We start from the raw sequence: 10,802 nt of genomic DNA on the forward strand, positions 1-10,802 counted from the left end.
GTTTTTTCACCCCATCTATTGCTCATGGATTGATGCATGGCCAGCGCCCAAAGCTGGCAAGCAAGGAGATACTGAGTAATGAGAATGGACAAACTGACCAACCAGCTGCAGCTCGCACTGGCCGATGCCCAGTCACTGGCCCTGGGGAAGGACCACAATTTCATTGAGCCTGTGCACCTGCTCGCTGCGCTACTGCAGCAGCAGGGTGGCTCAACGCGACCGTTGTTGCAAAAGGTGGGCGCCAATGTGGCTGGCCTCGCGGAGGGCGTAAACAGCGCCGTTGAGGCACTCCCCAGAGTGAGTGGCAACGCGGGCGATGTGCACGTTTCCAACGACCTGACCCGTATCCTGAATGTCAGCGACAAACTGGCGCAGAAGGGTGGTGATACCTACGTCTCCAGCGAGCTTGTGTTGCTGGCGCTGGTGGAAAACAAGGGCACGGCCGGTGAGCTATTGAAGCAGCACGGGGTCACAGCACTCGCCTTGCAAGGCGCAATAGAACAGATGCGCGGGGGTGAAGCTGTGAATAACCCGGAAGCTGAGGAATCCCGCCAGGCGCTGGACAAATATACCATCGACCTCACCGAGCGTGCGGAACAGGGCAAGCTGGATCCGGTGATTGGCCGCGACGATGAAATTCGTCGCACCATCCAGGTGCTGCAGCGTCGCACCAAGAACAATCCCGTGCTTATCGGCGAGCCCGGCGTGGGTAAGACCGCGATCATTGAAGGGCTGGCGCAGCGCGTCATTAATGGTGAAGTACCGGAAGGCTTGAAAGACAAGCGGATTCTGTCACTGGACCTCGGTGCCCTGCTGGCGGGCGCCAAGTATCGCGGTGATTTCGAGGAGCGCCTGAAAGCGGTACTCAACGAACTCTCGAAGCAGGAAGGCCGTGTCATCCTGTTCATCGACGAGCTGCACACCATGGTGGGGGCCGGTAAGGCCGAGGGCTCCATGGATGCCGGGAACATGTTGAAACCCGCCCTGGCGCGCGGTGAACTCCACTGCGTGGGCGCTACGACGCTGGATGAGTACCGCAAGTACATCGAGAAAGATGCAGCGCTGGAGCGGCGCTTCCAGAAAGTGCTTGTGGATGAGCCGAGCGAGGAAGACACCATTGCCATTCTGCGCGGCCTGAAGGAGCGCTACGAAGTGCACCACTCGGTCGACATTACCGACAGCGCCATCATCGCCGCGGCCAGGCTCTCCACGCGTTACATCACCGACCGCCAGCTGCCGGACAAGGCCATCGACCTTATTGATGAGGCCGCCAGCCGTATCCGCATGGAGATCGATTCCAAGCCGGAGTCCATGGACCGCCTGGAACGCCGGCTGATTCAGCTCAAGATCGAGCGCGAGGCCGTGAAAAAGGACTCCGATGCGGGTGCCCGCAAGCAGCTGGAGCTGCTCACCGAGCAGATCGACAAGGTCGAACGCGAGTACTCCGATCTGGAAGAAGTGTGGAAGGCCGAGAAGGCCTCCTTGCAGGGCGAGGCACAGGTCAAGAGCGACCTCGAGCAGGTCAAACTCGAACTCGAGGCCGCGCGCCGCGCCGGCGACCTCACACGGATGTCCGAGCTGCAGTACGGGCGCATTCCCGAATTGGAGAAACAGCTGGCGTCCGCGCAGGCAGCTGAAACCGAAGAGCGCACGCTGTTGCGGAACAAGGTCACAGATGAAGAAGTGGCCGAGGTGGTGTCCCGCTGGACGGGCATCCCCATTTCCAAGATGCTGGAAGGTGACCGCGATAAACTGCTGCGCATGGAGGACCTCCTGCACCAGCGGGTGGTCGGGCAAGACGAGGCGGTGAAGTCCGTGTCCGATGCCGTGCGCCGCTCGCGCGCGGGCCTGTCGGACCCCAATCGTCCCAACGGTTCCTTCCTCTTCCTCGGGCCCACGGGCGTGGGCAAGACCGAACTGTGCAAGGCGCTGGCCGAGTTCCTGTTTGACAGTGAGCAGGCGATGGTGCGCATTGATATGTCCGAGTTCATGGAGAAGCACTCCGTGGCGCGTCTGATCGGTGCCCCGCCCGGCTATGTGGGCTATGAGGAAGGCGGTTACCTGACCGAGGCCGTGCGCCGCCGCCCGTACTCACTGCTGCTGCTGGACGAGATCGAGAAGGCCCATCCGGACGTGTTCAATATCCTCCTGCAGGTGCTGGACGATGGTCGCCTGACAGACGGCCAGGGCCGTACTGTCGACTTCCGCAACACGGTGATTGTGATGACGTCGAACCTGGGGTCCGACCTGATTCAGGAGATGGCGGGCGAAGATAATTACCCGGCAATGAAGTCCGCAGTAATGGGCGTCGTCGGCCAGCATTTCCGTCCCGAGTTCGTCAACCGCATTGACGAGACGGTGGTATTCCACCCGCTGGCAGCAGAGCAGATCCGGCATATTGCCGATATTCAGCTGCAGTGGCTGCGCAAGCGGCTTGCCGAGCGTGAACTCGCGATCGAGATTACCGATGCCTTCATGGACCGCCTTGCGGCGGTGGGTTACGACCCTGTTTACGGGGCCCGCCCGCTGAAGCGCGCCATCCAGCAGGAGTTGGAGAACCCGCTGGCCCAGCGCATTCTGTCGGGTGAGTTCGTGGCGGGCGACACCATCCTGGTGGATGTTGCTGGCGAGGGCAGCGCGTTCAGCAAGGCCTGACCGCAGCGCCAGGGCCTGGGCCGCGTCAGCGTGACCAGCAATCCGCCCCCGCCCAGGGCGGATCGACCAGGACACCCTCTTGGGTAATCGCGAATGTTCCACAGGCGTCGCCCACCTGGCGACCCTGTGGAACGGCCTGCATGGCATAGTTGCGTGTATCCGGGCCCGTCGGAAGCACTTCCGGGATATCGCGCAGCACATAGTGGCCCGCCAGTGAGCGTCCATCGGGGCGTAGCCAGATTTCCGCAACGCTGCCGAAGTGACCGTGAGCTGCATGCCAGCGTTGTTGCAGGAGTTGTGCGCGCAGCAGGCTGTTCATGGCGTCACTGCGTCTGCTGCTGGAGAGCAGGGGGTCAATGGCATGGGTCAGCAGCAGAAAGCCGACGAATGTCGACGCCAGGATAACCGCGCTGATTTTAAACGCGCGCTTGGTCAGTCGCAGAATTGCCGGATGGCTTCTTCTGCCTTGGCGCGCTCAGCAGCCACCTGCTCCTCATCGAGGTAGCGCAATTCCCCCTGATCGTTGCGCAGGCGAATGCGCCCCGGTTTGTTCAGCGTGGCGAGGTTGTTGCGTGCCGTCTGGCAGAACTCGGGGTTTTTCTTGCTCCGGGCCATGTCGGCTTCATCAACCTGGTCAAACTGGTTGCCGGGGCGGGGAACGACCTCGGGTGGCACTGCGCCCTCGTCTGCACTGACCACTCGCTTGAGCCCGGAGCGCGAGGAAATCACCTCGTATTCCGTGCCCTTCGGCGGCGGACGGTCGCTGTATACCGGGTTGCCGCGGCCGTCCTGCCAGCGGTAGTGGGTGTCTGCGGCGGCCAATTGCAGGCTGGCCGAGGCCAACAGCATTATCAGGGCGCTGCCGAGACCCTTGCGGAGTGTTGCTTTCACACGCTTCGTCCCTGTCTTGGAAGGCGTTTGTGGTTAAAGTACCCCAGCCCGCGCGGTGGCGCAATGCGCCCGGTCAGGCAAATGCTGCCAACTGGCGACTTTTCACGTTGACAAGCCCTGCCGTCGCACCAACAATAGGCCGGTCTCTTGAGTGGTAACGACTAATTCCGGGTACCCCCGGCCACTGGTCTACTGCTGTGTTGTCATTATTCACAGTGGCTGTTCATGAGTCCCGTAATCAACCTGCGCCCTACTGGCGGGGGTTGAGGGCCAGACACTGCGCTACCTCGCAGGGCGACCGATACACGGGTGTTCGTGATCGATTTCCTCCGCGGAGCTCCCGGTTCATGCCGGTGGCGGGTCTCGAGCAGTGTGTCGCGCCCAGGGGGTGGCGTCGTCAGTCAGGCACCGGGTCAGGTGCTTCGTTCTGCAACGTCCACACAACAACTTGAACTGCTTCGGCGAGGGTTACGCGCCGGGCGTTTACGTTAGTGGGAGAGACATTGTGGAGCTGTTATCCGGCGGTGAGATGATCGCCAAAGCGCTTGAAGATGAAGGCGTAGAGTACATTTTCGGCTATCCGGGCGGTGCAGTCCTGCACATTTACGACGCCCTGTTCAAAACCTGCAAAGTGCCCCATGTATTGGTGCGCCACGAGCAAGCCGCCACGCACGCCGCCGATGGCTATGCGCGCGCGACCGGCAAACCGGGTGTGGTACTGGTGACCTCGGGGCCGGGTGCGACCAACGCGATTACCGGCATCGCCACGGCCTACATGGATTCCATCCCTATGGTCGTCCTGTCGGGGCAGGTCGCCACGCACCTCATAGGTGAAGACGCCTTTCAGGAAACCGATATGGTGGGCATTTCGCGCCCGATTGTGAAGCACAGCTTCATGGTGCGCCATGCCGAGGACATTCCGGCGACCATCAAGAAAGCCTTTCACATCGCCACCACTGGCCGTCCCGGCCCTGTGGTGATCGATATTCCGAAGGATTGCACCCGGCCCGACGCCAAATTCGAATATCACTATCCTGACAACGTGAAGTTGCGCTCCTACGCGCCCGCTCAGCGCGGCCACACCGGGCAGATCCGCAAAGCAGCCAAATTGCTGCTGAGTGCCAAACGCCCCGTGATCTACGCGGGCGGTGGGGTGATTCTGGGCGAGAGCAGTGAGCTGCTGACCACGCTGGCGCGGAAACTGAATTATCCGGTGACCAATACCCTGATGGGGCTGGGCGCATACCCCGCAACCGATCGCCAGTTCCTCGGCATGCTGGGCATGCACGGGTTTTACGAAGCCAATATGGCCATGCATCACAGCGACGTAATTCTCGCGGTGGGCGCACGTTTCGACGACCGCGTGACCAACACCGTGTCGCGCTTCTGCCCCGGTGCCAAGATCATCCACATCGATATCGACCCCACCTCTATCTCGAAAACCGTGGCGGCGGACATCCCCATTGTGGGCCCCGTACAGTCGGTGCTCGAGGATCTGCTGGAGATTATTGGCAGCCTGCAGGAGAAGGACTCGCAGCAGCCGGACACCGGCGCACTCGGGCGCTGGTGGCAACAAATCGAGGAGTGGCGCGCCAAGCACGGCTTATGGACCGGGCGTCGTTACGGCGAGAGCGACCGCATCATGCCCCAGCAGGTCATCGAGAGCCTGTACCGCGTGACCGGTGGCGATGCCTATGTCACGTCAGACGTTGGTCAGCACCAGATGTTCGCGGCGCAGTACTACAAGTTCGACAAGCCCCGGCGCTGGATCAACTCGGGGGGTTTGGGAACAATGGGCTTTGGCCTGCCAGCCGCGATGGGCGTAAAGCTGGCCTTCCCGGATATGGACGTCGCCTGTGTTACCGGTGAAGGCAGTATCCAGATGAACATCCAGGAGCTGTCTACCTGCAAGCAGTACAGCACACCGATCAAGATCATCAACCTGCGCAACAACTACTTGGGCATGGTAAAGCAATGGCAGGACATGCAGTACGAAGGGCGCTATGCCATGAGCACTTACGAGGATTCCCTGCCCGATTTCGTCAAACTGGTCGAGTCGTATGGTCACGTGGGCATTCAGGTGACCCGCCTGGACGAGCTGGATCAGCGCATGGAGGAAGCCTTTGCCATGAAAGACCGGCTGGTATTCCTCGATATCTTTATCGACCCCATGGAACACGTTTATCCCATGCATGTCGCCCCCAACGGCGCCATGAAGGATATGTGGCTCAGCAAAAACGAGAGGACCTGACATGCGACGCATTATTTCCATCCTGCTGGAAAACGAGCCGGGTGCGCTGTCACGGGTAATCGGCCTGTTTTCCCAGCGTGGCTACAACATCGAAACGCTGAACGTGGCACCTACGGAGGATCTCACCCTGTCCCGCCTGACGTTGACCACCACGGGTGATGACAAGACCATGGAGCAGATCACCAAGCAATTGAACAAGCTGGTGGACGTAGTCAAGCTGGTCGATCTTTCCGAAGGTGCGCATATCGAACGCGACCTGATGCTGATCAAGGTGCGGGCGAGCGGTGCCATGCGCGATGAGATCAAGCGCACGACGGATATTTTCCGCGGCCAGATTGTGGATGTGGGGCCCAACACCTACACCATCCAGCTCACCGGAACGGGGGAGAAGCTCGATTCATTCGTGGCGGCTATGGCCGAGGCGGATATTCTGGAGGTTGTGCGGTCCGGGGTGGCTGGGATCTCTCGCGGGGAGAAAGTGCTCAGGCTCTAGGGTGCTGGGTTGGGTAGCGAACGCGCGGGCCGCAAGGGCCGGGCGGGAACCGCTGCGAGCACATCCATGTGCGCTTGACGACGGCCATCCATGGCCGTCGACATTCCCGCCCGGCCCTTGCGGCCCTCGCGTTCTGCGATTTGAACCGCTCAGCAGTGGCAAGCTTGTGTGACGAAAGCTAAGTTCGTGGCGGCACAGCCCAAGCTCTCCGTACCCACAAGCTGTCACTTCCCCCGCCCATTCAATGCACCATCCCTCCGCGCGCAGGATGTTGGCGCCCGTGGGGCTTGCCGGGAATGTCGGCGGCCATGGATGGCCGTCGCCAAGCGCACACGGACGTGCTCGTAGCGGTTCCCGGCAAGCCCCACGGGTGTCAGCGTCCGCCACGCCCCTGATCCCGGCACGAGCCAGCATCCGCCACGCCCCTGATCCCGGCACGAGCCAGCATCCGCCACGCTCCCGATCCCGGCACGAACCAGCGTCGCCATAAAAAAGGGCCCCGAAGGGCCCCCATACATGTTCCAGCGCCTGAAACCCTCAGACAATACGCTTCATCGCCGTCATGTAGCCACGCAGCTTCTTGCCCACGATCTCCACCGGGTGCGCCCGGATCTTCTCGTTCACCGCAATCAGCTCCCGGTTGTCGACCGTGTTGTCGCCCGCGATCGTCTTGCCGATAACGTCCGTGTCGATGTTCGCCATAAAATCCGCCAACAGCGGACGGCAGGCATGATCGAAGAGATAACAGCCGTATTCCGCCGTATCCGAAATCACCACGTTCATCTCGTAGAGCTTCTTGCGGGCAATCGTGTTGGCGATCAGCGGAGTTTCATGCAGCGACTCATAATAGGCCGACTCGTCGATGATGCCGGCCGCGACCATGGTTTCAAACGCCAGCTCAACCCCCGCCTTGACCATGGCGATCATCAGGATGCCATTGTCGTAGAAGGCCTGCTCGCTGATTTCCGCGCTGGTGTTGGGCGTGTTCTCAAATGCCGTTTCCGCTGTGGCTGCACGCCATTTGAGCAGGTTGGCGTCATCGTTGGCCCAGTCTTCCATCATCGTGCGCGAGAAGTGGCCCGTCATGATGTCGTCCTGGTGCTTTTCGTACAGCGGACGCATGATGTCCTTGAGCTCTTCGGCCAGATAAAAAGCCCGCAGTTTGGCGGGGTTGGACAGACGGTCCATCATGTTGGTGATGCCGCCATGCTTGAGGCCTTCGGTCACCGTCTCCCAGCCATACTGGATCAGCTTGGACGCGTAGCCGGGCTCGATGCCTTTTTCGATCATCTTGTCGAAACAAAGAATGGAGCCGGTCTGTAGCATGCCGCAGAGGATGGTTTGTTCACCCATCAGGTCGGACTTCACTTCTGCGATGAACGAAGATTCCAGGACGCCGGCGCGGTGCCCGCCGGTGCCGGCGGCGTAGGCTTTCGCCAGCTCCAGGCCTTCGCCGCGCGGGTCGTTTTCGGTGTGTACCGCAATCAGGGTGGGTACGCCGAAGCCGCGTTTGTATTCCTCGCGAACCTCGGTGCCGGGGCACTTGGGTGCGACCATGATGACCGTGAGGTCTTCGCGAATCTTCATGCCTTCTTCAACGATGTTGAACCCGTGTGAATAGGCCAGGCAGGCGTCCTGCTTCATCAGTGGCATGACTTCGGCAACCACGGCGCTGTGCTGCTTGTCGGGGGTGAGGTTCAAGACCAGGTCTGCCTCGGGGATGAGCTCCTGATAGGTGCCCACGGTGAAGCCGTTATCGGTGGCGTTCTTCCAGGACTGACGCTTTTCAGTGATGGCGCTGTCGCGCAGGGTGTATGAGACATCCAACCCGCTGTCGCGCAGATTGAGGCCCTGGTTGAGGCCCTGTGCTCCGCAGCCGATGATGACCAGCTTTTTGCCGCGCAGTTTGTCCACGCCATCAGCAAACTCTGCTGCGTTCATGAAGCGGCATTTGCCGAGTTGGTGCAGCTGCAGGCGCAGTGGCAGTGTGTTGAAGTAGTTCTGTCCCATGGTATGGCCCTGAGTTGATTGATTGGATTGAGTTGAGTGATTTGAGTGAATGATACGGCACTGCGCGTTTTGCGTAAAAAGCTATATAGTTGAAACTGTTTTGCGGATATAGCAAAGTAAGCTCATGGATACTAAAGCTCTACAGGTTTTCCTGTCGGTCGCTGACAGCCTCAACTTCAGCCGCAGTGCTGAGCGGCTGCACATGAGCGTGAGCGCTGTCAGTCGCACGGTGCAGCGTCTGGAGGATGAGCTTGGCCAGAGTGTATTGGAGCGTGACCAGCGCAAGATGCAGCTCACCCCGGCGGGGCGCACGCTGCGTGATTACGCCCAGCGCAGCGTGTCGGACTGGCAAAGCCTGCGGCGGCAGATGCGCGGGGATCAGCAGCTTGCGGGGGAAGTGAACCTCTACTGCTCGGTTACAGCCAGTTACAGCATTCTCGCACCCATTCTCGAGGCCTTTCGTCAGCGCCAGCCGGGGTTGGAGCTCATGCTGCACACGGGGGATCAGGCCGACGGTGTTGAGCGCGTGCTGACCGGCCAGGAGGATGTTGCCGTCAGCGGTCGTCCGGGGTACCTGTCACCGCGCCTGGCCTTCCTGTCACTGTTGCAGTCACCCATGGTGGTGTGCATGCCCGCAGCGGATTGCGCTGTGCGGCGTATGCTGCTGGCCAGCGATGTGTCTGCAGCGGATTTTGACTGGTCGAATATCCCGTTTATTGTCCCCGAGCGCGGCGTCACCAAGGATATGCTGGACGCCTGGCTGGAGCGGCGTGGCGGTCGACCGCGTATCTATGCCCAGGTGGCGGGACACGAGGCCATTGTGGCGATGGTGGGCCTGGGTTTGGGCGTGGGTATCGCGCCTGAGCTGGTGATTCAGGCCAGTGGTATGGCATCACGGGTGACGGCGGTGCCGGTGTGGGAACCGTTGCCGCCACTGGACATTGGTTTGTGCAGCCTGAACAGCCGGCTTGCTGACCCCAGGGTCCGCTCGCTGTGGGATGTGGCCCGGCAGACCTATGAGGCCCCGCTTTGATATACTCGCAGCACATTGTTAAACAGGTAATGCCATGAGTGACAAGGTGGAGGACGAGTCGGCGAAGGATACAGGCCGGGATGCGGGGCTGCAGGGTGTCGCACCTTCGCTGGACCTCATCGTTGACGAGCATGAGGAAGAAGTCTCTGAAAACGGCCGTACCGTGCGCCGCAAGGGGATTTACCTGTTACCCAACCTGATGACGACCGGCGCCCTGTTCGCGGGTTTTTATGCGGTTGTTGCTGCCATGCGAGGTGACTTCGAGAGCGCCGCGGTGGCAATCTTCTTCGCCATGATTTTCGACGGACTCGATGGGCGAATCGCCCGCATGACCAACACCTCGAGCAAATTTGGCGCGGAGTACGACAGCCTGTCCGATATGGTGTCCTTTGGCGTGGCGCCGGCGCTGGTCATGTTCAGTTGGGCGTTGGGCGAACTCGGCAAGTTCGGCTGGAGCGCCGCGTTCGTGTACGTTGCCTGCGCGGCGTTGCGCCTCGCACGCTTCAACACCCAGATCGACACGGCGGATAAGAACTATTTCACGGGGCTGGCCAGTCCGGCAGCGGCTGCGGTTGTGGCCAGTACCGTCTGGGTGTGTCACGACCTGGGCTGGACCGGGTCCGACTTGCCCATGGAGGTTGCCGTGCTGGTGGCCCTGCTGACCACCGTGTTGGGCCTGCTGATGATGGCGAATTTCCCGTATTACAGTTTCAAGGGCGTTGATTTCCGCGGTCGTGTGCCTTTCGTGGCGATGATTGTGCTGGTGCTGGTCTTCAGTCTGGTCACGTTGGACCCACCGAGTATGTTCCTGCTCGCTTTTCTCGTGTACGCCGCGTCCGGGCCAGTAATGCAACTGCAACGCTGGCGCAAGGCGCGTCAAAACAAGGCCTGATAAGGTATCGGGGCCAGCTTCCTGGGCGCGCGTGGCACCCGGTTCCAGCGTGGCCCCAAAATACTTTTAAATATTTTCGCAAAAGCCCTTGCAGGGCATTCGTCGATACGTATAATGCGCATCCTCGGTTGGGGGCAACCACCAACGGGAACACGGCAGCCAGAGCGCTTCCGGGCTATTTAACAAAGAAACGAAGACAGATGTGTGGGCACTTGTTGGAGTAGTTGTACGACTATTCAGACACAACAAGTGACTCATCGATTCATTTATGGATATATGATTACGAACTGTGTCTGAGCCGAGATTTGGGTGTTATCGCGGGGTTACCGCGCAAACATCCCCTCTTGCCCTTTGGGCAGAGGTTAAAGATTAAACTGAAGAGTTTGATCATGGCTCAGATTGAACGCTGGCGGCAGGCCTAACACATGCAAGTCGAGCGCGAAAGCACTTCGGTGTGAGTAGAGCGGCGGACGGGTGAGTAACGCGTAGGAATCTACCTGGTAGTGGGGGATAACTTGGGGAAACCCAAGCTAATACCGCATACGCCCTAAGGGGGAAAGCGGGGGATCTTCGGACC

The 10,802-nt window shown here is 60.3% G+C and carries 8 protein-coding genes and 1 rRNA gene; 6 read left to right on the forward strand and 3 right to left on the reverse strand.

What is annotated here, in order from left to right; translation table 11 throughout:
• Positions 1-78: 78 nt before the first annotated feature.
• A complete protein-coding gene (gene clpB, locus G533_RS0109150) occupies positions 79-2,655 on the forward strand; it encodes an ATP-dependent chaperone ClpB (RefSeq protein ID WP_027949700.1) in 2,577 nt (858 codons plus the stop codon).
• A 25-nt stretch (positions 2,656-2,680) separates the two neighbouring features.
• Here clpB and G533_RS0109155 read toward each other — a convergent pair whose 3' ends face one another.
• The gene (locus G533_RS0109155) at positions 2,681-3,100 is read right to left on the reverse strand and encodes a type IV pilin protein (protein ID WP_338035398.1); all 420 of its coding nucleotides are present in this window, start codon (positions 3,098-3,100) and stop codon (positions 2,681-2,683) included.
• On the reverse strand, positions 3,088-3,546 hold the full coding sequence (locus G533_RS0109160; RefSeq protein WP_051230144.1) for a DUF4124 domain-containing protein: 459 nt from the start codon (positions 3,544-3,546) through the stop codon (positions 3,088-3,090). The genes G533_RS0109155 and G533_RS0109160 overlap by 13 nt, the downstream gene beginning before the upstream one ends.
• 505 nt (positions 3,547-4,051) lie before the next feature.
• Here G533_RS0109160 and G533_RS0109165 point away from each other — a divergent pair.
• Together G533_RS0109165 and ilvN are read left to right on the forward strand one after the other, a co-directional pair.
• Positions 4,052-5,797 (forward strand): acetolactate synthase 3 large subunit, encoded by a 1,746-nt coding sequence (locus G533_RS0109165; RefSeq protein ID WP_027949703.1) that lies wholly within the window; start codon positions 4,052-4,054, stop codon positions 5,795-5,797.
• Between the two features lies 1 nt (position 5,798).
• The gene (gene ilvN, locus G533_RS0109170; RefSeq protein WP_027949704.1) at positions 5,799-6,290 is read left to right on the forward strand and encodes an acetolactate synthase small subunit; all 492 of its coding nucleotides are present in this window, start codon (positions 5,799-5,801) and stop codon (positions 6,288-6,290) included.
• A 537-nt stretch (positions 6,291-6,827) separates the two neighbouring features.
• Here the strand turns inward: ilvN and ilvC are convergent.
• The gene (gene ilvC / locus G533_RS0109175; RefSeq protein ID WP_027949705.1) at positions 6,828-8,300 is read right to left on the reverse strand and encodes a ketol-acid reductoisomerase; all 1,473 of its coding nucleotides are present in this window, start codon (positions 8,298-8,300) and stop codon (positions 6,828-6,830) included.
• Between the two features lie 124 nt (positions 8,301-8,424).
• On the opposite strand from ilvC, the gene ilvY reads away from it, so the two are divergent.
• The 3 genes from ilvY to G533_RS0109190 form a co-directional block, all read left to right on the forward strand.
• On the forward strand, positions 8,425-9,333 hold the full coding sequence (gene ilvY, locus G533_RS0109180) for an HTH-type transcriptional activator IlvY (protein ID WP_027949706.1): 909 nt from the start codon (positions 8,425-8,427) through the stop codon (positions 9,331-9,333).
• A 34-nt stretch (positions 9,334-9,367) separates the two neighbouring features.
• Positions 9,368-10,225, forward strand: a complete 858-nt coding sequence (gene pssA / locus G533_RS0109185) for a CDP-diacylglycerol--serine O-phosphatidyltransferase (protein WP_027949707.1) — start codon at positions 9,368-9,370, stop codon at positions 10,223-10,225.
• Between the two features lie 371 nt (positions 10,226-10,596).
• Positions 10,597-10,802, forward strand: a 16S ribosomal RNA gene (locus G533_RS0109190); the annotation flags it as partial.

Source organism: Haliea salexigens DSM 19537 (genome assembly GCF_000423125.1).
Lineage (GTDB): Bacteria > Pseudomonadota > Gammaproteobacteria > Pseudomonadales > Halieaceae > Haliea > Haliea salexigens.